The sequence below is a fragment of the Rhizobium sp. IY2 genome, from assembly GCF_047532935.1.
Classification (GTDB): Bacteria; Pseudomonadota; Alphaproteobacteria; order Rhizobiales; family Rhizobiaceae; genus Rhizobium; species Rhizobium anhuiense.
The window spans coordinates 588731-609477 of sequence record NZ_JBLKNU010000001.1 but is presented as its reverse complement, the minus strand read 5'-3'; the positions used below and the strand labels follow the sequence as shown (position 1 = coordinate 609477).

At 62.1% G+C, this 20747-nt stretch carries 22 protein-coding genes and 1 riboswitch; of the genes, 9 read left to right on the top strand and 13 right to left on the bottom strand.

What is annotated here, in order from left to right; all coding sequences use genetic code 11:
• Positions 1 to 89: 89 nt before the first annotated feature.
• Positions 90 to 2837: an EAL domain-containing protein gene (locus ACMUVN_RS02910; RefSeq protein WP_245294512.1), complete on the bottom strand. Its 2748-nt coding sequence runs from the start codon at positions 2835 to 2837 to the stop codon at positions 90 to 92.
• Positions 2838 to 2909: 72 nt separating this feature from the next.
• Complete coding sequence (locus tag ACMUVN_RS02905; RefSeq protein WP_245294513.1) at positions 2910 to 3779, bottom strand: FecR domain-containing protein; 870 nt, start codon at positions 3777 to 3779, stop codon at positions 2910 to 2912.
• Positions 3780 to 3913: 134 nt separating this feature from the next.
• On the opposite strand from ACMUVN_RS02905, the gene ACMUVN_RS02900 reads away from it, so the two are divergent.
• Positions 3914 to 4063: a hypothetical protein gene (locus ACMUVN_RS02900; RefSeq protein ID WP_245294514.1), complete on the top strand. Its 150-nt coding sequence runs from the start codon at positions 3914 to 3916 to the stop codon at positions 4061 to 4063.
• A gap of 235 nt (positions 4064 to 4298) precedes the next feature.
• Positions 4299 to 5321 carry an LLM class flavin-dependent oxidoreductase gene (locus tag ACMUVN_RS02895; protein WP_063473338.1) on the top strand — a complete coding sequence of 341 codons (1023 nt, stop codon included), beginning with the start codon at positions 4299 to 4301 and terminating at the stop codon, positions 5319 to 5321.
• A gap of 3 nt (positions 5322 to 5324) precedes the next feature.
• Here the strand turns inward: ACMUVN_RS02895 and ACMUVN_RS02890 are convergent, their stop codons facing one another.
• Complete coding sequence (locus tag ACMUVN_RS02890; protein WP_047610678.1) at positions 5325 to 6152, bottom strand: helix-turn-helix transcriptional regulator; 828 nt, start codon at positions 6150 to 6152, stop codon at positions 5325 to 5327.
• 97 nt (positions 6153 to 6249) lie between these two features.
• Between ACMUVN_RS02890 and ACMUVN_RS02885 the strand changes: the two genes are divergently transcribed.
• Both ACMUVN_RS02885 and ACMUVN_RS02880 read left to right on the top strand, forming a co-directional pair.
• Positions 6250 to 7173: a phytanoyl-CoA dioxygenase family protein gene (locus ACMUVN_RS02885; protein WP_063473339.1), complete on the top strand. Its 924-nt coding sequence runs from the start codon at positions 6250 to 6252 to the stop codon at positions 7171 to 7173.
• 298 nt (positions 7174 to 7471) lie between these two features.
• Complete coding sequence (locus ACMUVN_RS02880; protein WP_063473340.1) at positions 7472 to 8398, top strand: LysR family transcriptional regulator; 927 nt, start codon at positions 7472 to 7474, stop codon at positions 8396 to 8398.
• Here ACMUVN_RS02880 and ACMUVN_RS02875 read toward each other — a convergent pair.
• The 3 genes from ACMUVN_RS02875 to ACMUVN_RS02865 all read right to left on the bottom strand — a co-directional run bounded on the left by ACMUVN_RS02875 (position 8385) and on the right by ACMUVN_RS02865 (position 11492).
• On the bottom strand, positions 8385 to 9665 hold the full coding sequence (locus tag ACMUVN_RS02875; RefSeq protein ID WP_132572435.1) for an MFS transporter: 1281 nt from the start codon (positions 9663 to 9665) through the stop codon (positions 8385 to 8387). The two genes, ACMUVN_RS02880 and ACMUVN_RS02875, sit on opposite strands and share 14 nt — an antisense overlap.
• Complete coding sequence (locus ACMUVN_RS02870) at positions 9662 to 10306, bottom strand: winged helix-turn-helix domain-containing protein (RefSeq protein ID WP_132572438.1); 645 nt, start codon at positions 10304 to 10306, stop codon at positions 9662 to 9664. The genes ACMUVN_RS02875 and ACMUVN_RS02870 overlap by 4 nt, the downstream gene beginning before the upstream one ends.
• 67 nt (positions 10307 to 10373) lie before the next feature.
• Positions 10374 to 11492, bottom strand: coding sequence for an adenylate/guanylate cyclase domain-containing protein (locus ACMUVN_RS02865; protein ID WP_132572441.1), 1119 nt, complete (start codon positions 11490 to 11492; stop codon positions 10374 to 10376).
• Between the two features lie 215 nt (positions 11493 to 11707).
• On the opposite strand from ACMUVN_RS02865, the gene ACMUVN_RS02860 reads away from it, so the two are divergent.
• Positions 11708 to 11932 (top strand): hypothetical protein, encoded by a 225-nt coding sequence (locus tag ACMUVN_RS02860; RefSeq protein ID WP_047610691.1) that lies wholly within the window; start codon positions 11708 to 11710, stop codon positions 11930 to 11932.
• A 218-nt stretch (positions 11933 to 12150) separates the two neighbouring features.
• Here the strand turns inward: ACMUVN_RS02860 and ACMUVN_RS02855 are convergent, their stop codons facing one another.
• Positions 12151 to 12459 (bottom strand): GCG_CRPN prefix-to-repeats domain-containing protein, encoded by a 309-nt coding sequence (locus ACMUVN_RS02855; protein ID WP_018485640.1) that lies wholly within the window; start codon positions 12457 to 12459, stop codon positions 12151 to 12153.
• A 185-nt stretch (positions 12460 to 12644) separates the two neighbouring features.
• A complete protein-coding gene (locus ACMUVN_RS02850) occupies positions 12645 to 13091 on the bottom strand; it encodes an SRPBCC family protein (protein WP_018242718.1) in 447 nt (148 codons plus the stop codon).
• A gap of 259 nt (positions 13092 to 13350) precedes the next feature.
• Positions 13351 to 13494: riboswitch (FMN riboswitch) on the top strand.
• 78 nt (positions 13495 to 13572) lie between these two features.
• Between ACMUVN_RS02850 and ACMUVN_RS02845 the strand changes: the two genes are divergently transcribed.
• On the top strand, positions 13573 to 14007 hold the full coding sequence (locus ACMUVN_RS02845; protein ID WP_047610695.1) for a 6,7-dimethyl-8-ribityllumazine synthase: 435 nt from the start codon (positions 13573 to 13575) through the stop codon (positions 14005 to 14007).
• A gap of 326 nt (positions 14008 to 14333) precedes the next feature.
• Positions 14334 to 15023, top strand: a complete 690-nt coding sequence (locus ACMUVN_RS02840; protein WP_063474706.1) for a VOC family protein — start codon at positions 14334 to 14336, stop codon at positions 15021 to 15023.
• Between the two features lie 140 nt (positions 15024 to 15163).
• On the opposite strand, the gene ACMUVN_RS02835 is transcribed toward ACMUVN_RS02840, so the two are convergent.
• A complete protein-coding gene (locus tag ACMUVN_RS02835) occupies positions 15164 to 15694 on the bottom strand; it encodes a cytochrome b (RefSeq protein WP_414814867.1) in 531 nt (176 codons plus the stop codon).
• Positions 15675 to 16151, bottom strand: coding sequence for a MarR family winged helix-turn-helix transcriptional regulator (locus ACMUVN_RS02830; protein WP_132572445.1), 477 nt, complete (start codon positions 16149 to 16151; stop codon positions 15675 to 15677). The genes ACMUVN_RS02835 and ACMUVN_RS02830 overlap by 20 nt, the downstream gene beginning before the upstream one ends.
• A 98-nt stretch (positions 16152 to 16249) precedes the next feature.
• On the opposite strand from ACMUVN_RS02830, the gene ACMUVN_RS02825 reads away from it, so the two are divergent.
• Entirely contained in the window at positions 16250 to 16618 is a 369-nt protein-coding gene (locus tag ACMUVN_RS02825; RefSeq protein ID WP_183903087.1) for an antibiotic biosynthesis monooxygenase family protein, read from the top strand.
• Between the two features lie 70 nt (positions 16619 to 16688).
• Here ACMUVN_RS02825 and ACMUVN_RS02820 read toward each other — a convergent pair whose 3' ends face one another.
• Positions 16689 to 17573, bottom strand: coding sequence for a LysR family transcriptional regulator (locus tag ACMUVN_RS02820; protein WP_063474677.1), 885 nt, complete (start codon positions 17571 to 17573; stop codon positions 16689 to 16691).
• Between the two features lie 125 nt (positions 17574 to 17698).
• Between ACMUVN_RS02820 and ampC the strand changes: the two genes are divergently transcribed.
• Positions 17699 to 18856, top strand: a complete 1158-nt coding sequence (gene ampC, locus ACMUVN_RS02815) for a class C beta-lactamase (protein WP_063474676.1) — start codon at positions 17699 to 17701, stop codon at positions 18854 to 18856.
• A 60-nt stretch (positions 18857 to 18916) separates the two neighbouring features.
• Here ampC and ACMUVN_RS02810 read toward each other — a convergent pair whose 3' ends face one another.
• Positions 18917 to 19693 (bottom strand): DUF1194 domain-containing protein, encoded by a 777-nt coding sequence (locus tag ACMUVN_RS02810; RefSeq protein ID WP_063474675.1) that lies wholly within the window; start codon positions 19691 to 19693, stop codon positions 18917 to 18919.
• Between the two features lie 113 nt (positions 19694 to 19806).
• Entirely contained in the window at positions 19807 to 20709 is a 903-nt protein-coding gene (locus tag ACMUVN_RS02805; protein ID WP_047610706.1) for a LysR family transcriptional regulator, read from the bottom strand.
• Positions 20710 to 20747 lie beyond the last annotated feature (38 nt).

Here is a 20747-nt window from a genome sequence, read left to right as displayed (position 1 = left end):
ACCGATGCCGACAGAAAATCCGACTCCCTCTCAGCCGCTTACCGCAATTCCTTCTGCTTCCGCTTGAAGAAAGCGGCCGGCGAGATCGGTCATGCAGCACGCGTCCAGCCCGGCTGGCGCGAAAGCGTCATCAGAGCGGCGGACGATTGCGGCTTACCGAAGAAGTAGCCCTGGCCCTCCTCACAGCCCATCTGCGCCAGCATCTGCCATTCCGTCTCGGTCTCTATCCCCTCTGCCACGACCTTGAGCCCCAGCCCGTGGGCAAGCGAGCCGACCGTCGCGACGATCGCCAGGATCTTGGGATCGTCCGCGATCTTCCTGACGAAGGACTGGTCGATCTTGAGCTTGTCGAGGGGAAAGCCGGCCATATAGCTCAGCGACGAATAGCCGGTTCCGAAATCGTCGAGCGCGACGGCAATGCCGAGCGCTCTGAGCTCCGAGATGACCGACATGATCTGCTCGCTGCCGTCGACAAAGGCGGATTCGGTAATTTCGAGATGCAGGCGCGAGGCCGCCAGGCCGCTTGTCGCCAATGCAGCCTTGACCTCTGCAACCAGCTCCGGCCGGGAAAACTGGATCGGCGATACGTTGACGGCGAGATTGAGTCGATCCGGCCATTCGGTCGCCGCCCGGCATGCTTCGGCAAGCGCCCAGCAGCCGAGATCGCAGATGAAACCGCTGGCTTCGGCGACCGGAATGAAATCTGCCGGCGAAACCAGCCCGAACTCCGGATGCTTCCACCGCAAAAGGGCCTCAGCACCGACCAGTTTGCCCGTCTTGAGGTCCACCTGCGGCTGATACAACAGGAAGAATTCGCGACGATCGAGAGCAGCGCGCATCTGCCGCTCGAGCAATCGCGATTGATGCTGCCGCAGGGCGGTCACCGGATCATGAGCGCGCCATCCGCTGCCAGCCACCCGCTTGGCGTCGTCGAGCGCAATCTCGGCATTCTGAATCCAAATGTCGGCGTCACCGTTGCGCGCCTCGCTGGTGCAGATCCCGAGCCGGGCGGCGACATGGATCATCGAACCGCCAAGCGCGAACGGCTCTCTGAAAAGATCAAGGATGAGCTGCGCGCACCGCTCCTGACCGCACTCCTCGGACGCCGGGATGACGGCCGTGAAGACATCGCCCCCCAACCGCCCGACGAGGCTGATTGCACCCTCCGCCTCCATCCGCACGGCGACGGCCCTCAAAAGCTCATCCCCGACATCCCGTCCCATCGCCGTATTCAGGACGGAGAAACGGTGTAGCCCCAGCGCGATCACATGGCATTCACCCTCGAGCCGATCGAGGCGACGGCGGAATTCGCGCCTGTTCATCAGACCGGTCAACTCGTCGAATTCGGACAGGCGCTGAAGTTTGTCTTCGTACCGCCGGCGGGCCGTCATGTCCCTGACGATCAGGCTGCCGATGAAGGATTTCGCGGCGACGATGCCGGATTCGCCAGGCCGTTCGACAGGCGAAATGGTGATCGCTGCCTCGAGATGCTTTGTCCCTCTCTCGGTTTGAAGCGAAAAACGCGCGTTGCAGGCGTGGATCGTGCCCGGCTGCGCCATATAATCCGAAGCAAGCTTGATGATGCGATGAACGAGAGGGGGCGGGATCATCGCATCAAGCGTTCTGCGCCTGTCCGCCTGTGGCTCCAAAGCCAGCATCGCCGCAGCCGAGGCGCTTTCGTTCAGAATGCGGAACTGATCGTCGAAGGCGATGACGGCGTCGGCGCTGTCAGCCACGATCCTCTCGAGCAGCCGGCGCGTGTTGCGCTGCTCGGCCTTGGCAAGCTCGACCAGAAACCGGCCGAAATCGACCTTCTCGTTCAACAACAGCACGAGACCGGCAAGAAGAATGATCCACGGCCGCACCGTGTGAAGGATGAGAGCGTGATCCTTCTGGAGAAAGAAGGCCGTCACTTCACCGGCGGCGGCAATGGCAAGAGCAAACGCGACGGCATGGGCTGCGGACCGGCTGCGCATGCCAAGGGCGAGCGCAATAATGGCTGCGGCAAAGAGAAGCTCCAGCGGCATCTGGTCGATGTCCTCGAGCAGCCGCTTCTGCAGGATCGTTTCGGAAGCGAGAATATGCAGCATTGCGCCGGGCAGTGCGCCATAGACCGGGACGGGGAAGATATCCTTCAGCTCGGTCGCATAGGCGCCGACAACCACCGAACGCCCTTCCAGATCGGGCCTGCCGACCTTCCCGGCAAGAACATCCGACAGCGAGAATGTCGGGACGCTCGCCGGGGCGATCGAATAGTCGATCGGATAGGAGCCTGCCGCCCTGTCGAATTTCGCCAGCACTGCGGCAACGCTTTGCGTCGGCTGATTGTCGAGAGTATCGCCAAGTGCGAACCGCCTGACCGTGCCGTCGCCGTCGAGGCCGACATTGGCGAGGGAAAGCCAGGCATTGTCGGCGAGATCCGGAATCGGCCGCGTCACCACCGTCTGCGATCCGGCCTCGGCGCCGAGATATTGCTTGAAGACCGGCAGGATCACGCCGCCTCCGGCTTCAGTCAGAGCCTTGGCCAGCCGGTCATCCTCGGCAGAGTTCGACGGCGTGCTGAAATCGACGTCGATAAAGATGTCGCCTGCGCCTACCGCAATCAGCTTGTCAATGAGCTCGGCATAGAGGCTGCGGGGCCACGGCCAGGTGCCGACCGCATCGATGCTGCGCTTATCGATCGCGACATAAACAATATTTCCGGACGCCGCCCGTGGTGCCGCGCTGAAGCGCCAGCTCACCAGGGCATTGTCGAGATAATTCACAAAGGGCAGGACTTGCCCCGAGAGCGGCAGGCCGATCATCATCAGGATGAATAACAGCCTGACTGGGCGCAAGCGCGACAGCCGAAAGCCACGACCGCCCTTCATCAACGATGGAAACCTCTCACACCGGCCGACGGGGAAACTTCAGTCGTCATCGTTTCCCTTGCCTTTGTTCTTGTCCTTTTTGTCGCTTTTGTCTTTCTTATCTTTCTTGTCCTTATCCTTGCCGCTCCCGATTCCATTGTTGTCGCCGTTGTCGCTGTCATTCCCGACAGCGTTTCCTTGGCCGTCATCGTTGCCGGCTGCATTCTCATTGCCATTGCTGGAGCCATTATCGGCGCCGTAGCGATTGCCATTGCGGCCTTCATTGCCGAAGGAGTGGGAAGCGCTATCTCGGTCGCCAGAGCCGGCGCTATTGGAAACGGATGAAGATGCGCCAGATGCCTTCGAACTCTCTGTCTCCGCCTGCCCGTTGAGGGTCGTCGCGCCGACGGCAGGCACTCGCGCCACCGACGGGGAGACCGCGGTCACCACAGGCGTCGAAACGTCGCCGGAAACCGTCATCCCTTTCACACCGTCGACGGATGCGCCCTGCCCCGGCCCGACATTCGCCCTTTGACCGCTCGCAAACGATGTCACCTGCACCAGGCCGCGGTTGACCGTAACCTCAGCCGCGGATTTCGAGACGGAAACGCGGAAATTCGTCCCCTTCACAACGGCCGCCAGGAAAGGCGTCTGGACTGTTGTATGCGGCTTGCTGCGTTTCTCGATCTCCAGATCGAGCACACCCGCCTGCTCGACGACCTCCGTCTTCCTCTCGCCAAAGCCCGATGTGAAGATGCCGGCGACGGTGTTGGGTTGAAACGAAATGCTTTCGACGCCGCGCACCAGCTGAACGCGTCCCCTCGGCCCGGTCGCGATCCAGGCGGTGTTGGGGATGATGTCTCCCGCTCGAACCGCTACCCAGTTCCGCTTGTCGACGGTGAAATTCACCTGCTGGCTGGCCTTGGCCACTTGCCAGTCACCCTCAGCGGCATTCGCGGACACTATCGAAAAAAAGAAAAGCACCAGAAAAAACGAAAAAGCGCGAAACATATAATCTCCCAAATACCAACTGATAAAACCACTATCTCCTTAATTTCATTTGAATGATTCCAGAAAAACTCTCGCGAATCCGGCGATTCCCGACCTTTGCCGGCGAAGTGCGGGCGCTCTATCAAGACGATGCCAGCCTGCGCGTGCCATCGCAGGTGTTCAACGCCGTGCACACGCAGCTGGAGGATGTCGGCGCGGTGTGAAAGCCTGTGGAGATTCAATGGAAATTTTAGCACACGAGCATCTCCTCTCCCCCATTCCTGTGCTCGCCACAGGAATGACGGAGGAAAGGGCACGCGACACTCTCCAGAGATAGCGGAAGATAGCGCGTCAAATGCCGGATAAGTGATACGCCACATCCCCCCGCTTCCGATTGTCTTCCGGCCCGAAACTATGCCATGACCCATCCACCATGAGATGCAACGGAAAAGGCGCGGCATGAAGAAGATCGGTTTCCTCTCGTTCGGGCACTGGACGCCCTCGCCCCAATCGCAGACGCGCTCGGCAGGCGACGCGCTGCTGCAGTCGATCGATCTTGCCGTAGCGGCCGAAGAGCTCGGGGCGGACGGGGCGTATTTTCGCGTGCATCATTTCGCCCGCCAGCTGGCCGCGCCCTTCCCGCTGCTATCGGCCGTCGGCGCCAGAACCAACCGGATCGAGATTGGCACCGCCGTCATCGACATGCGCTACGAGAACCCGCTCTATATGGCCGAAGATGCCGGTGCGGCCGACCTCATTGCCGGCGGCCGTCTGCAGCTCGGCATCAGCCGCGGTTCGCCCGAGCAGGTGATCGATGGCTGGCGCCATTTCGGCTATGCCCCGCCGGAAGGCCAGAGCGAGGCCGACATGGCCCGGCACCATGCCGAAGTCTTCCTCGAAGTGCTGCGCGGCGAAGGTTTTGCCAAACCGAATCCGCGGCCGATGTTTCCGAACCCGCCCGGCCAGCTGCGCCTCGAGCCGCATTCCGAGGGCCTGCGCGAACGCATCTGGTGGGGCGCGAGTTCCAACGCCACTGCCGTCTGGGCAGCCAAGCTCGGCATGAACCTGCAGAGCTCGACGCTGAAGGACGACGAAACGGGAGAGCCGTTCCACGTCCAGCAGGCCGACCAGATCCGCGCCTATCGCGCGGCCTGGAAAGAAGCCGGCCACACACGCCAGCCGCGCGTCTCGGTCAGCCGCAGCATCTTCGCGCTGGTCGATGACCGCGACCGCGCCTATTTCGGCTACGGCAACGACGAGGGTGACAAGATCGGCTTCATCGACGAGAAGACCCGGGCGATCTTCGGCCGCAGCTATGCTGCCGAGCCTGACGCCCTGATCAAGCAGCTCGCCGAGGACGAGGCAATCGCCGAAGCCGACACGCTGCTGCTGACCGTCCCCAACCAGCTCGGCGTCGCCTACAACACCCATGTCATCGAAGCGATCCTCACCCATGTTGCCCCGGCGCTCGGCTGGCGCTGACGTTCAAACCCGCCTGTATCTCGTGCGGAATTCACGAGGACTGCAGCCCTCGCGTTCGTGAAAGACACGCGAAAAATAAAACGGGTCATCCAGGCCGATCATGGCAGCAACCGTTTCGATCTTCTCGTCGGTAGTTGCCAGTAGCTGTTTGGCGTGATCCATGCGCGCCCGAAGCTGAAATGCCTTGGGAGGCAGCCCCGTCTCGAGCGTGAACCGCCGGCGCAGGGTGGCCGGCGAGATGCCGTGCTCGGCGGCGAAGGCAGCGAGATCCAACGGCTGCATCGCTCGCTGCCGCAGCGTTTCCACGATTGCGGCCATGTCGGGCCTTTCCTGTCGTCGATCGCCCGCGACACTTGCCGCCTGTCTGGCGGCTGAGATGACGATGCGATGCAGCATCACTGCCGCCGACGCCTGTCCGAGGTTGGTATCGTCAAGCAGATCGGTATGAAGCTTGGCGAAGAGCCGCGCGACGTCATCGAGATGATGCAAGGCGACGACCGGGTGCCGCTCGGCGATGAGCCTCAGCCGCACGAAGTCCCGCGTGAAGGACCCTTCGAAAAGCGCCCAGCGCTCGTCCCAGCCTGCTTCATCGGGGCCATAGGAATGGGCGCGGTTGGGAAACAGCCAGAAGAGGGCCGGTCCCGCCAAGCTCAAGCGGCCGCTGGCGGCGGTTTCCAGCCAGCCCTGCCCGCGCTCCACCAGCACGACGGCGAAACTCGGCAGTTTCCGATCCCTCACCGCATGATGGGCATGCTGCCGGCCACTGCCGGTGACCGCAAGTCCGCCGGCCGCGCCGAGCGGTGACCGATAGATGGCCTCGACGTCTTTCATGGTGAGCGAAAAGTCCAGCTATGATTTTCCTCTATGTCGGTTGTCCCAACAGATCAGCTAACGAATGGCGAGCCAACTCAAGCGATGGAAGGCTGAAATGTCAATTACCGCCAAAACGATGCAAGCCCGAAAGCCGGAATTTCCCCTTGCCGCCCACGGCAAGACCTTGCCTGCGGAGCGGACGGGCTGGCTCGCGCCGACCGATCCCGCCATCGGCGTCGACGCCATCCGCCGCCGCTACCAGGACGATGGTTATGTCTGGCTGAAACGCCTTCTGCCGCGGACCGATGTTCTCGATTTTCGCCGCTGGGTCTTCGAACGCCTTGCCGAAACCGGGCTGGTCGAGCCCGGCAGCGATTTTTCGCTGGGCATCGCGTCTGCCGCCGGCTTCGACAGGAGCCTGGCGGACCGGCGCTTGATGTCGCTGGTCCGCTCTGCCGCCTATGAAGGCTTCTGCGCGCAGCCGCCGCTTGCCCGTTTCATGGACGATTTCCTGCAGGGCATCTCTTATCTGCACAAGCGCAAGATCATGCGTTTCGTTCAGCCGGGATCGCCAACGGCCACACCGGCTCACTATGATCTCGTCTATCTCCGCGGCGGCACCAGACGCCTGGTGACGGCCTGGATTCCGATCGGCGATATCCCCGCCGAGATGGGGGGGCTGGTCTACCTCGAGCGCTCGCACGCGGTTGGTGTCAGGATGGAGGCCGAGTTCCAGGCCGCAAGCGGCGATCTTTCTCCGGAAGAGCGGATCAGCGCCTATAACCGCCACATGGCCGAAGGCGGCTGGGTCTCGAAGGATCTCCCTGATATGGCGGAGCGCTTCGATACTCGCTGGCTCGCCGCCGATTATGAGGCCGGTGATGTGGTGCTCCACTCGCCCTACATGATCCATGCCTCGACCACCAACCAGGACTGCAGCCGACGGCTGCGCCTCTCCACCGACATAAGATATCAGAATGTCGACGACGAGATCGACGTCCGATGGAACAACCATTGGAGTCTCGGCGACATGCTGTAGCGCGGTTCGACGGCCTCATTGGGCACAGCCCCGGCTCTGCCGGCGCATCATCCGGTATAGGCGACGGCGCTGCTGCGGAAAGGCGAGGCCAAAAACGCCCGTCAGCGTGGTCGCGGCGGCCGTTGTTGACCGGCAATCCGGTGTGATGGCCGCTATGGCAGGTTGATTGACGAACGGACGTCGACACAGAAGCGAAGCGCCCGGACCTTACTGCCGCGTCGGACGTTGATGCTGCGAACCTTGAATCTGTCGCATGACTGACCGAGGTATGCTGTAGCCGAACCGCTCGAGTGCCCTGATGCCACGTACGAACCTGAACGATATCCTGATCTTCATGGCAGTCGTCGATGCCGGAAGCTTTATCGCCGGCGGCCAGGCCATGGGCCTCTCCCGTTCGGCGGCAGGAAAGGCCGTCATCCGCCTGGAAGACCGGCTTGGCGCGCGCCTGCTCAACCGTACGACGAGAACGCTGGGCCTGACCGATGAAGGCCGGATGTTTTACCAGCGCGGGCTGCAGATCCTCGCATCGGTCGACGAGGCGGAGGCGAGCGTGGCGGGGCAGAGCGGCACGCCGCAAGGCGTTCTCAGGCTCACCGTTCCCGATACCCTGGGGCGGCTCGTCGTGCTGCCCCTGCTTGAAAAATATCTTCGGGCCTGGCCCGACATCCAGGTCGAAGTGAGCTTCACCGATCGCCCGGCCGACATCGTCGAAGAAGGCTCCGATCTGGCGATCCGGATCGACGCGACGGCGTCGGATACCCGCCTGGTCTCGCGTGTGATCGCCACCTATAAGGCGCGGCTCTGCGCGTCGCCATCCTACCTGACTGAGCGCGGGGAACCGCGCAATATCGACGACCTCGCGGCCCACGATTGCCTGATCTTCGCCAGCCGCCATCAAAGGCAGGGCTGGCGCTTTCGCGGCGAAGGCGGCTCCTGGGTCAAGGCGCAGGGCCGCAGTCGCCTGAGGCTCGACAGCGGAGAGGCGATCCGCGACGCCGCGCTCGCGGGGCTGGGCATCGCGCTGCTTCCCGATTTTCTCGTCGCCGACGATCTTACCGCCGGTCGCCTCCGGCAGATCCTGCCCGACCTCGAAACCGACGACGCAAAAATCGTTACGCTCTATCCCGACAAACGCCTGCTGGAACCGCGTGTCCGCCGCTTCATCGATCTGATGGTCGAGGAGCTTGGGGGCCAGGTACGCGACCATGACGCTAGCTCTCGGTGAGAGGCTTGTCGAAGCCGCGGAAACTTTTCAGCGCCAGAGGAAAGAGGGTTGCGGCGAGATAGGCGAAGCCGGTGAGCGAGAGCGCTGCGGCAAGGCCGATCATGCTGATCAGGGCGCCGCCGAAGAGGCCGCCGAACGGGATGAGGGCAAAGCAAAGGGCGGCGTTCATTGCGGTGACGCGGCCGATCAGCGGCTTGGGGATGCGCTCGAAGATCACCGCCGACAGGATCGGATTGAGGAAGCCCGAGGCAAATCCAGCGATTGCCAAAGTGAGAAAAATAATGGGGAGCGGCGCGTCCAGCGCAAGAACGAGAAAACGCGGAAATCCGGTCAGCAGGAAGGCCACCGTATAGATCATCAGGCGCGGCATCCGCTCGCCGATCGCAGCGGCAATCGCCGCGCCGGCGATCGAAGCGCCGGTGAAGGCCGCAAACATCGCCCCCAGCAATTCCGGGCCATGGCCCGAACTCTGCGTCCAGACGGGCAGCAGCACCGCCCCATAGGCCTGGTCCAGCAGATTGGTGGTCGCCACCATGATGACGATGCTGACGAGCACCGCATCGCCGCGCAGAAAGCACCAGCCTTCCCTGAGATCGCCGAGATAGGAGGACATTCCGCCCGGCCGAGCCTCGGGCGTGCCGCGCGGCGCGGGCATGCATTGCAGCCCGGGCATGCATTGCAGCCTTGGCATGCTTTTCAGCCCGGGGATGCCTACCCCCACAATCAGCGCGGCGGCGGCGAAGGTGACGGCATTGACGACCAGCGCCTGGCCCGGGCCGATCAGGCTGATCAACGCACCGGCGCCGGCCGCACCTACCGTTGAGGCCAGCCGCTCGATGGCGCCAACGACACCGGTCACCCGCTCGAGCGGCACGGCCGCCAATTCGGCGATATCAGGCACCATCGCCTGCTTGGCGGCATCGGACGGACCGCGTAGCACACCCATGGCAAAAACGATCGGTAGCAGTACCGGCATACCAAGCAGCCCGAGCCGGTCGAGCAGCGGCACCAGCATCACCACGGCCACCGAGGCGGCGTCGCAGACGACAGCGATGCGCTTCGCGCCGACGCGGTCGATCAGCGGCCCACTGAGCGCCTTGGCAGCGACATAGGGCAGCATTTCCATCATCGCCGTCAGCCCCGTTAGAACCGGGTTGCCCGTAGCGACCAGCACCAGCCAGGGAATGGCGATGGTCGACAGCCGTGTGCCGGACAGCGAAAGCGTCTCGGCGGCGGCAAGCGCCAGGAAAGGCCCACCCCTTCTCATGACCCGCCATCCTCCTCGCTATGCGGGAGCCGGCCCGGATAGGGAAAGGCGTGCAGCATGATCGAGAAAGGCACCATGCCCGGAGCGGTCGCCTCGCCCAAAGGCGGAGCCACCCGCATTGCTTCGAGGATGATGTCGGTCAGCTGCCTGGTCAGGGCCTCGGCCTGTTCCGCCGTCATCGGGATGATGACGTCGTTGGCAGCGCTCGCCTTGCGCCATTCCGCCGGCAGTTCGGCATACTCCTCCAGCGCCTGCTGCATCTGGCCGACCTGCAGGGAGAGTACCGCCTGGTTGAAGGCGAGGTCGAGGTCGAGCGCTTCGCCCTCGGCCTCGCTTGACGGCACCGAGGTGAGTTCGTGGCTGGCGCGCCACCAGCGGTCGCGCCGCGAAGCATGCGGCGCCTCCTCGATGAAGCCGTATTGGGCGAGCTGGCGCAGGTGATAGCTGGTCGCGCCGCTGTTCAGCCCAAGCCGCGCTGCAAGCTGTGTCGCCGTGGCAGGCCCGTCGATCCGCAGCATGCCGAGCATCCGCAGCCGAACCGGATGCGCCAGCGCCTTTAAGGCGGTCGGATCCGGCACGACGCGACTGACGGTGCGCGGTGCGGTGACGGATTGAGCAGGCTGTGGGCGCGGTTTTTTCATGCGCGAAGCCTACTATTGCAAAGACATCTTTGCAAAGCTTTCTTTGCAAAGATGTCTTGCGCGTGGCTCAATCCGTCGGCAGCGTGAACACCGCACAAGGGTCGGCAATGCCCCGCAAGGTATGCTCTCCCAGCGGCATCAGCGCGGTCGTCGTATTCGCTGCCACGGCACCCGAGATCAGCACGCTTCGGCCGATCGGCTTGCACAACCCTTCCAATCGGCTGACCAGATTGACGGCGGGGCCGATAGCGGTGAAGTCCAGCCGGTCGGCCGCGCCGATATTGCCCCACAGGATCTCGCCGAAATGCAGCGCCGCGCCGAAGGGCAGCGGCGCCAGCCCCTGCGCCTGGCGCAGTTGGTCGAGATGGGCCATGCCCGCCCGGCTGGCGGCGACCGCGCGAAGAGCGGCCTCGCAGGCTTCGCGATCCCCTTGGGCTGCATCGCCTTCGCCCGACACAACAGTGACCGGAAAGATCGCCAGCACGCCGTCGCCGATGAACTTCAGCACCTCGCCGCCGAAGGCATGCACTGCGCCGGCGACGCGGTCGAACCAGGCATCCAGCGCTGATATCATCATGTGAGGTTCGGTTACCTCGGAGAGCGCGGTGAAGTCGCGCAGATCGGCGCAGAGAAGCGCCGCGCGGATGGTCTCGCCGGTGCCGCGGGCAAGCGCGCCGGCCTGCACCCGGGCGGCACTGCGCCGGCCGAGATAGGCTTCGAGCAGCGCGGCCCGCGCCTCCCGCGCCGCCAAAGCGGCGAGCGGCGCTGCGGCAAAACGCGCGACCTCGCAGAGCAGGCTGGCCTCGGCCGGAGCGAATGCACCGCCCCCTGCCCCGTCGGCAACCCCCGCCCAGCCGAGTAGCGGGCTGTCCGATGCCTGATTGTCGCGCGGCGGCCCGATCCTTGCCTCCCATACCGGCCCCAACCCGGTGAGCCACTCGCGTCCGGCCTCACTTTGCGGAGCCGCGGCGAAGGCCAATGCCTCGATGACGGCGCCGGTCTCGGCCCGCCACAGCCAGGTGCGCCGCGCGATGATCGGATGCGGCACCGAAAGCGTCAGCGCCCCGCCGGAAAGCGGCAGGCCATCGGCCAGCAACCGGCGCCCGAGCTCGGCCAGAAACCGTTCGGGACCAGGCGAGGCCCCGGCCTCGTCAACCAGCCAGGCAAGGGGAGACGGCAGATCCATCGCTCAACATCGCATGCCGACGTGGACGTCCGCAAGGATATCCCGGGTGACCGTGGAGACGTTTTTCAGCGACCCAGTCTGAAGCCTGTAAAAGGCGTCCGCATCGCCTGTCGAAAACCGTCCAGCGCGGTGGAAAACAAAAAATAAACACTTTAAACTTGCGCGACTTTGATTCCATTATAGGATCGTTCGTCATCGTGTGATTGAGGGGTACGATGGGCACGATATTCTGGCCGAAAGATCCACTGGATGGGGATGACATGACGCTGCTGACGTCGATCCTCCGGCGATGGTGCGAAAGATATCAGGTCGAGCTGACGGCGGAGGAGAGCAGCCGTAAGGCGAAGGAACTCGTCGAATGGTTCGAATTCGGCGTCAAGGATCCTGTCGAGCTTGAAGAACTGATCGACGGCAAGTACTGGCTCGTCAGCAGTATTTGACCATATCGGACAAATGCAGAGAACGCTGCCTGTCAGCGTCGGCGAAGCCGTTTCATCAGAAAAGGCCGGGCGAAAATCGCTCCGGCCTTCGTCCATCTCGATCTCATGCATGTCGCCCAAAAGTGCGCAGCGGTTTTGGGACAACGACATGCATAAATCAAAGACTTAAAGCGCGTCGCATGATTCCGGTTTGACGCGACGCGCTTTAAGCGAGACGTTTAGTCATCATCCCGCCAACGACGGTCGCGATCCCAGCGCCTCTCATGGCGCCAGCGCGGGCCATCCCAATCCCGGTGACGCCGTTCCCAGCCCCAGCGGGGCGGACCACCGTAGAAAGCGACCGGCGGCGGGCGGCGCCAGTTTCGCCGGCATTCGCCCCAGCGGGTCAGGTGCCAGCCGCGACCGCAGGCATAGTCGACCTTCGTCACATTGCTCTGCACATTGATTGTTCCAATCGGCATCGCCTCAGCTGTACCGATCGAGAGGCTGCCGGCAAGCAAGGCAGCCGCGATAGAAAGTGCCTTCATCGAGAACTCCATTTCAATCCAGCCGCAATCACTTTAGGAGCGCCAAATTGAACTGGAGATGAACTGCGCGTTCATGTTTGCGGGAGCAAAAGAAGCGCTTTCGGACAGCCGATCGCAGCGCCGGCCGGCAGTATTCCCCGCTGCGGCAAACGCTTCCGGGCACCCTGCTGCCGGCGCAAAACCGTTCATGTCCTGCCGTAAAAAGGATCGGGACCCGGATCACGCCCGGCGGCGACCTCGGTCAGCCGCCCGAGATAATGGGCCCAGCCTTCCGCATGGCCGGCGCATTGATCGGCGCTGGGCAGGCCGCTATGGGTGAGCCGCAGCAGCGTTCCGCCGCCCTGCTCGATCAGGTCGATCTCGACCAGGCTCGATCCCGGCGGTACCACTTCGCTGCCGTCCCAGCCGAAACTGTAGGCAAGGCGATGAACCGGCACCACCTCGCGAAACGAGCCGCGCGCAAAGCGGGCGCCGGTGACATTGACGAGATAGAGCCCGCCCGGTTGCGGCTCTACCTGCGCTTCCGTTCCCATCCAGCGCAGGATCTTCTCCGGATCGGTCATCAGCGCAAACACCGCAGCCGGCGGCGCCGCGATATGCGCCTCGCGGTGAACGACGAAAGATTCTGGCATCACTCCCTCCCATGGTGGCTGTCGCCTGCCCCGCCTCGGGCGAAGACGGCGTATCCTGTTCCGTTATGTTGTTCCGACGTGGATGTCCTCACCCGAGCATGTAGGGGCAAGCCCATCCTCAGCAAGAGGCATCGGCTGTTCGCCATCGACGGAGAAACGAAACCGCCACTTTGCGAGCCTTGATCCGCATCGACAGATTCATCGATCACGAAAGCATTTCCGACCTATTGCCAGCCCGCCGCCTTCCCCCTATTGTCGCCGCCGTTCTCAGGGCGGGGTGAAAGTCCCTACCGGCGGTATGCAGTTTCGATTGCGAGCCCGCGAGCGCCTTCTTAAGGAAGGGTCAGCAGATCAGGTGAGATGCCTGAGCCGACGGTCATAGTCCGGATGAAAGAGAACGTGCGTTCCTGCCGCCCTTGCGGCTGTCGGGAACGTTCGTGATCGCCTTGGGTGATGTGTCTGTTCGCCAAAGGAGATTACCATGACACCCACCCGCTACGCCTTCGTCAAAGCCAGCTGGCACGCCGACATCGTCGACCGCGCCCTTGATGGCTTCTATCAGCTCGTTCCGCCCGAGCAGGTCGATGTGTTCGATGTTCCCGGCGCATTCGAGATGCCGCTGCTGTCGCGCGATCTCGCCGCAACCGGGCGCTATGGCGCCGTCATTGCCGCCGCCTTCGTCGTCGACGGCGGCATTTACCGCCACGAATTCGTCGCGCAGGCCGTCGTCGATGGGCTGATGCGCGCCGGCATGGATACCGGCGTGCCGGTGCTGTCGGTTTCGCTGACGCCGCATCAGTATCAGGAAACCGAACACCACAAGCAGATCTACCGTGCGCACTTCATCGAAAAAGGGCGCGAGGCAGCAAAGGCAGCCCTGACGATCGGCAAAACCCGCGCCGCTCTCGCCGCGTAGTAGGATCCATCTTCCCGAACGCGGCTCGATGAGCCGCAACACAAGAGCGAAGACGGCGGGAACTAACCCGCCGCCTCACTGGATCGACTGACCTTGCCACCCCGCGGGTCGGAAACGACACGCCCGCGGGTCGGAAACGACACGCCCAAGGGTGGGGAACGACACGTCCGCGGATCGGAGCAACAGGCCTTGTGTCGCAGCGGAATCCGCCAATACCGGCCAAATCCGACAGAATAATTGATTCGACGGCCCGACCGCGCTGTGGTCCACTGACCGCTGACATGTATCGCCATTCTTAACGCATCCCAAACCCCATGGAGCTGAAGATGAGCAATGCACTGCGCAGCGAAACCCCCATGCAAACCCCAAAATCACAGCCGGTCGACACCAAGCTCGAGGTGGTCGTCATCCCCGTTTCCGATGTCGACCGCGCCAAACGTTTTTACGACGGCTTGGGTTGGCGGCTCGACGCCGACTTTGCAAATGACGCCGATTTCCGTGTGATCCAGTTTACCCCGCCCGGCTCCGGCTGCGCGATCATCTTCGGCAAGAATGTCACTGCCGCAGCCCCGGGTTCCGCCCAGGGACTCTACCTGGTCGTCTCCGATATCGAGGCTGCCCGTCGCGATCTGATCGCCCGCGGCGTCGAGGTCAGCGACGTGTTTCATGACGCTGCCGGCGTCTATGCCGGCAGGGACGAGCCCTATCTGTTCGGGCGGCTGCGCATCGCCGGCCGCGATCCCGAACATCGCAGCTACCGCTCCTTCGCCTCGTTCAAGGATCCGGACGGCAACGGCTGGCTGTTCCAGGAAGTCACCACGCGGCTGCCCGGACGCATCGACGCCGACGAAACGAAATTCACGACTTCCACCGAGCTTGCGGCAGCACTGCGCCGCGCGGCAACCGCCCACGGCGAACACGAGAAGCGAAACGGCGGCAAGCACGACGAAGGCTGGCCGGACTGGTACGCCGAATACATGGTCAGCGAACAGGCCGGCAAGCAGTTGCCGCTATAGGCACGGGCTCCAGCGTCATCGCAGACGGCAACATCGTTTGACAAGCGTCTCGGCACGCATCGCGCCGAGACGTTTTATCGTGTCTGCCTTCCTCGTAGCGGCTCTCGGTTCAGACACCCTCGCCGCCTCGTCAGCCGACCTCAGCCGCCATACCACATCCGCCGCAGGTGATCGCCGCGGACGAGTTGGTGAAAGAGCGCAGCGCCGGCATGGAAGACCAGCAGGCCGACAAGCAGCAAGGCGCCTAACCCATGCGGGCCACGCGGCGGATAGGCAGTGAAATCAGGCAGCATGGCGCCGGGTGTCCCGAAGACGGCGGGGGCGGCACCGCTGAGGATCATCATCCCGATGCCGCTGGCGACCATGCCGAGAATGAAGACGTAAAAGGCGACGTGGACAAAGCGCGCGAGGCGCGCCTGCCACCGAGGCGATGCCTTAACCGGCGCAGGCTTGCGATCGAAACGCCACCACCAGACAAGGCGAAGAGCCGTGAGAAGCAGGACGATGATCGCCACCGGAATGTGGAAGCGCAACAGCCCAGCCTTGGTCGCCGCGTCCTCGGCGTTGGCGGCCCGAAAACCGGAACCAAGCAACGCCAGGATCAGAACTGCGCTCAGCCAGTGGATCGAGACCGCTATTGCGCCATAGCGATCAGGCCTGCTCTTCAACATCTCCATTCCCTTCCAGTTTGCTGCGCAGCGCCTTCATGACGGCATGCGTGGTTTTGAGATCCTCGACCTGAAGCCCTTCCGAGAGCATGTCGACCCACGGCGCCTGCAGGTGCATGGCGGTTTCATATGCCTGTTTTCCCTTGTCCGTCAGCACGACGAGCTGTGCCCGCCGGTGATGCGGATTGGGCTGGAACGCCAGAAGCCCTTCCTTGTCCAGATCGTTGACGATGCGCTGGACGTTCTGGCGGTTGGCCCCCATGTCGCGCGCCAGCCACGCGACCGGCTGCGGCCGGCCTGCCGTGGCCACAGTGCCGAGGACATGCCAGCGGGCGCTCGTCAGACCGAGCCCCTCGACGAGCTTGTCGCCCGCGTTGATCATCCGGTTGTTGAGCCGGAAGAGATCCAGAATGAGGTCGGTCAAGGCCGTTCCGGTCGGGCTTCGCTGAGGTTTTCGCATTTGTCACCATGTACCTATATTGACATTATGATGTCAAAGAAAATATGTATCCTTATCACCAGATTGACATCATGTAACCAATTCAGATGGAGTCGACCATGTCGCTCATGCGTCCGATGGACCCCGCCTTCCCGATCGATCGTCAAATCGCGCTCGATGCTTCCGCGATCGTCCTCATCAATATCTTCACGCTCGACAAGGCAGACGAGCAGGCCTTCCTTGAAGCCTGGCAGGCCGATGCGGCCTTCATGAAACGCCAGCCGGGCTTCATCTCGACCCAGCTTCACCGGGCTATCGGCGAAAGTCCTGCCTATCTCAACTATGCCGTCTGGGAATCGACCGCCGACTTCAGGGCGGCATTCTCGCATCCGGAGTTCAGGGCAAAGCTCTCCTCCTACCCGTCCTCGGCCGTTGCCTCCCCGCACCTCTTCCAGAAGGTCGCCGTGCCGGGCATCTGCGTCGCCTAGGAAGCCCGTTCCCTGAGAGCCGGCACATGGATCTTCGCGGTCCGGTCCCTCGACTCCGCGCCAGAAGGTCTCATTGAGATGTGGAAGACATCTGCGACATTATCCAATCGGAAAATGCGAGCATGGCTGCCGTTGGCGGCCTTGATTGAAGTCGGGTCAGCCAATAGCTCCCCAATGATATCGTCGTGGGAAAGGGTTGGTTTAGAGCCCCTGACGACAGGTGCCTGGAAAACATCGACGGCGGCGCCAGAGCGATTCCCAATCCTTGCAGCGCCGCCTCCGTCATGGCGACGGAAGAGTCGAAAACGATGCCTGCGTTGACCTGCGCCGCCGGAGGAACATCCGCTGCCGCAAACCAGGTGCTCCACTCGTCGGCCCTGTAACTGCGCAAAAGCGTCGCCTCGAGTAGGTCTGCGGGCGACCTTAAACGCTCCGCCAATTTGGGGGTGCAGAGTGGAGAGAGCGGAGCGTCGAACAGACGCGAGGCTTCCGTGCCGTGCCAGGAGCCGCTGCCAAAGCGAATGGCGAGATCCAGTCCTTCAGCGGCCATGTCGACGCGATTATTGTTTGTCGAAATGCGCACGTCGATGAAGGGATGACGCTGTTGAAAATCCGGAAGCCTTGGCAATAACCAGCCGACAGCAAAGGTTCCGACGACGCCCAAAAACAGCAATTCCCGAACCTGACCGGCTTCAATCCTGTCCAGCGTGATTGCCATTTGATCGAAGGAAGTGGTCAACGTCGGCAAAAGAGCTTCACCTTCTGCGGTGATTTTCAGGCCCCTTGGAAGGCGCTGGAAAAGGGCAACGCCCAATCGCTTCTCCAGGCTTTTGACCTGCTGGCTGACAGCGGCCTGGGTAACACAAAGCTCGATCGCGGCGCGGGTGAAGCTGAGATGTCTCGCCGAAGCTTCAAAGGCCCTCAAGCCATTCAAAGGAAGGAATTGCCGAACCATTTTAGCCATAGATTTTCTTGTGTTTCCTCCGAGATATCATCGTTTGCCGCCACAAAACAGTGCCGCTAAATGCCATGCTCATGCGCCCTTTGGCGCTGAGAAAGCTGCTTCCAGAGGATGAAAAAATGAAGTGTGACTGGCTAGGAATTCTATCGGCCGCATTGGTCTCGACATGCGTTTCTACAAGTGGCTTTGCGGCCGACGAGATGAAGCTCAAAGCCATCTCGGACGCTGCGATCAAACCGGTCATGGACAAATACGGCATCCCCGGCATGGCCGTTGCCATCACCGTCGACGGCGAGAACCACATCTTCAATTACGGTGTCGTCTCGAAGGACACCGGCAGGCCGGTCACTGCGACCACCATGTTCGAACTGGGATCGATCAGCAAAACATTTACGGTGACCCTGACATCCTACGCGGAAGCGATCGGCCGACTTTCACTGTCGGATCAGGTCAGCAAATATCTTCCGTCGATGAAGGGAAAGCCTTTCGGCGAAGTCGCGCTGATGAATTTGGCCACGCATACGGCTGGTGGGTTTCCGCTGCAGGTTCCCGATGACATCAAAACCGAAAAACAACTGATCGACTATTTTAAAACCTGGCGCCCCTCATACGAGGCTGGGACCCATCGAACTTACGCCAATCCAAGCATTGGAATGCTTGGATATATAACGGCGAAAAGCATGGATGAGGGTTTCGTCGCTTTGATGGAAGGCAAATTGTTTCCCTCCCTTGGATTGAAAAGCACGTTCATCGATGTGCCGAAATCGCGAATGGCGGACTATGCCCAAGGCTACAAGCGGAGCGGCGATCCCGCCCGGATGACGTCGGCATCTCTTTCATCGGAAGCCTATGGTGTCAAATCGACAGCGAGCGACATGATCCGGTTCGTCGACGCGAACATGGGCCTGGTCAAGCTGGACGAGACGTTCCAGCGGGCGATCACGAATACGCATCGGGAATACTTCGATGTCGGCGCGATGACCCAAGACCTTATTTGGGAGCAGTATTCCTATCCCACCACGCTGACGACGTTGATGGACAACAATTCCAGCGCGATGCTGAAGACCATTCCCGTCAAGCAACTGACGCCTGCAGCGGAGCCGCGCGACGATCAATGGATCAACAAAACCGGCTCGACGAATGGTTTCGGCGCCTATGTGGCCTTCATCCCGAAAGAGCGGATTGGCATCGTCATCCTGGCCAACAAAAACTATCCCAACGAGGATCGCGTCTCTGCCGCTTACCGAATACTGACTGATATAATTTCGGCGCCCTGACCCGGTAGAGCATGATGCCGAAAAGTGTGCGCGGTTTTCGGACGACATCCGGTTCTGGCATCAGCGGTCGAACATGTCCCGCCATTGCTTCTCACCGATCAGGCAGTCGGCACCCGTCTCGCCGCCGGCGGTTTTCTGCACCGTCGCCGGCGGGGAAAGGCCGCTGATCTCCAGCACCAACTTGCGGCGCACGGCAACGGCAAAATCCTCGATCTTGCGGACCGGCAGCACGAAGGCGCCGGGCCCGCCGATCACGCAGTCCGCATAATATTTGTCGAGCCCGTTGGGCGCATCGGAAGGTCGCAGCATGATGGCCAGGCCGTTGATGATCATGCCTGCTTCCACCGCCTTGTCGCGGGCGGGGCTGACGGGATTGCCCGAATTGTTCGGCCCGTCGCCGGAGACATCGATCACCTGTCGTCTGGACTGAAAGGGACTGGAAACGATCATGCTGGCGCCCTGGGCGATCGCGGTGGAGATCGATGTGCGCCGCTGCGTGGCAATCGGCCGGGCTTCGAGCTTGTCGGCAAAAGCGATCGCATCCTCTTCCGTCTCGATCACCTGCCAGTCGATCACCGAATCCTGGACGACATAACCGGCCCATTCGAAATAGCTGATGGCGATGCGGCCGGTCAGCCCGCCCTTCACCGCGTCGATGAATTCCTTGTGCTTGAGCGCTTCGACATAACCCTCGCGCTGGATGCCGATCTCCTCGAAATCCATCGACCGCGAGGTGTCGACGGCGAGCACCAGCGTCACGTCGACCTCGCTTCCCCCCGCCTGCGCGGCCGGGACGAGGCCGGAAAGACCCATAAGCACCGCAAGTGTCGTCAGCATTGGCAATCCAATCCCCGCACCATCCAGGCCAGCGAACTCTAACACAGCTTGGCCGACGCAGGATGCCCGGCCGTGCGCCCAGCTTCAATTTTCGGTGATGGAATCGAAAGCCGTCAATGCAAGGGAAGCCACAAGGGGCTCTTCCATGTTTTCAGCGCCTCGAGAAAGACCTGCAACCGGGAGGGCAGGAAGCGGCGCGTGGGATAGACGGCATGCACGAAAATTTCTTCGGACGACCAGTCCGGCAGCAGGCGGATAAGCTCGCCGCTTTTGATCTGCTCGTCGCAATAGGTCGAAGGCAACAACCCGATCCCGTGTCCGCGATAGGTGAAGGCGCTCACCGCATCGAAATCCCGGCTCGATACCAGCCCCGATACATGCACGTCGATCGATTTGCGCCCGCTGACGAGATGCCATTCCGCTTCGCCGTTGCGACCGTTCAGCAGAACGCACTGATGGTCCTTCAGGTCTTCGGGCTTTAAGGGAAGCACCCTGCCCTTCAGGTAGTCCGGCGCGGCGACCAGATAGCGTACGCTCTTCCCGAGCCGCTGCGCAACGATGGTCGAATCCTTGAGATCGCCGAAGCGGATGCCGAGATCAATGTTCTCCGCGATCAGATCAAGGAACAGGTTGGTGACGAAGAGATCGACCTGAATCTTCGGATATGTCTTCAGGAAGGCCGAGACGAATTCGTAGAAGGCCTCCTGTCCAAAAATGACGGGCACGGAGATCTTCAGCAGACCTTCAGGCTTTTTCTGGGTCTCGGTCAGCACCTCCTCGGCGTCGAGGAGATGGGCAAGCGGTTCACTGCACTGATCGAAATAGGCCCTGCCCTGCGCCGTGAGGCTCAGCTTGCGGGTCGTCCGCTGCAGCAGCGTCACGCCGAGTTGCTCCTCCAGCGACGTCACCTTCCTGCTGACGGTCGACACCGGCATGCCAAGTGAATGGGCCGCACGGCTGAAGCTGCCATACTGCGCCACCTTCACGAAAACGGCGATGTCGTTCAGATCGGCCATGCCGGGATTTTTGCATATGTGCAAAAGAGAATCCAGAT

Coding starts and splice junctions, on each gene's coding strand:
- ACMUVN_RS02900 (WP_245294514.1), top strand. CDS start 3,914: ATGATTCCAGAAAAACTCTCGCGAATCCGGCGATTCCCGACCTTTGCC.
- ACMUVN_RS02895 (WP_063473338.1), top strand. CDS start 4,299: ATGAAGAAGATCGGTTTCCTCTCGTTCGGGCACTGGACGCCCTCGCCC.
- ACMUVN_RS02890 (WP_047610678.1), bottom strand. CDS start 6,152: ATGAAAGACGTCGAGGCCATCTATCGGTCACCGCTCGGCGCGGCCGGC.
- ACMUVN_RS02885 (WP_063473339.1), top strand. CDS start 6,250: ATGTCAATTACCGCCAAAACGATGCAAGCCCGAAAGCCGGAATTTCCC.
- ACMUVN_RS02880 (WP_063473340.1), top strand. CDS start 7,472: ATGCCACGTACGAACCTGAACGATATCCTGATCTTCATGGCAGTCGTC.
- ACMUVN_RS02875 (WP_132572435.1), bottom strand. CDS start 9,665: ATGAGAAGGGGTGGGCCTTTCCTGGCGCTTGCCGCCGCCGAGACGCTT.
- ACMUVN_RS02870 (WP_132572438.1), bottom strand. CDS start 10,306: ATGAAAAAACCGCGCCCACAGCCTGCTCAATCCGTCACCGCACCGCGC.
- ACMUVN_RS02865 (WP_132572441.1), bottom strand. CDS start 11,492: ATGGATCTGCCGTCTCCCCTTGCCTGGCTGGTTGACGAGGCCGGGGCC.
- ACMUVN_RS02860 (WP_047610691.1), top strand. CDS start 11,708: ATGGGCACGATATTCTGGCCGAAAGATCCACTGGATGGGGATGACATG.
- ACMUVN_RS02855 (WP_018485640.1), bottom strand. CDS start 12,459: ATGAAGGCACTTTCTATCGCGGCTGCCTTGCTTGCCGGCAGCCTCTCG.
- ACMUVN_RS02850 (WP_018242718.1), bottom strand. CDS start 13,091: ATGCCAGAATCTTTCGTCGTTCACCGCGAGGCGCATATCGCGGCGCCG.
- ACMUVN_RS02845 (WP_047610695.1), top strand. CDS start 13,573: ATGACACCCACCCGCTACGCCTTCGTCAAAGCCAGCTGGCACGCCGAC.
- ACMUVN_RS02840 (WP_063474706.1), top strand. CDS start 14,334: ATGAGCAATGCACTGCGCAGCGAAACCCCCATGCAAACCCCAAAATCA.
- ACMUVN_RS02835 (WP_414814867.1), bottom strand. CDS start 15,694: ATGTTGAAGAGCAGGCCTGATCGCTATGGCGCAATAGCGGTCTCGATC.
- ACMUVN_RS02830 (WP_132572445.1), bottom strand. CDS start 16,151: ATGCGAAAACCTCAGCGAAGCCCGACCGGAACGGCCTTGACCGACCTC.
- ACMUVN_RS02825 (WP_183903087.1), top strand. CDS start 16,250: ATGTCGCTCATGCGTCCGATGGACCCCGCCTTCCCGATCGATCGTCAA.
- ACMUVN_RS02820 (WP_063474677.1), bottom strand. CDS start 17,573: ATGGTTCGGCAATTCCTTCCTTTGAATGGCTTGAGGGCCTTTGAAGCT.
- ampC (WP_063474676.1), top strand. CDS start 17,699: ATGAAGTGTGACTGGCTAGGAATTCTATCGGCCGCATTGGTCTCGACA.
- ACMUVN_RS02810 (WP_063474675.1), bottom strand. CDS start 19,693: ATGCTGACGACACTTGCGGTGCTTATGGGTCTTTCCGGCCTCGTCCCG.
- ACMUVN_RS02805 (WP_047610706.1), bottom strand. CDS start 20,709: ATGGCCGATCTGAACGACATCGCCGTTTTCGTGAAGGTGGCGCAGTAT.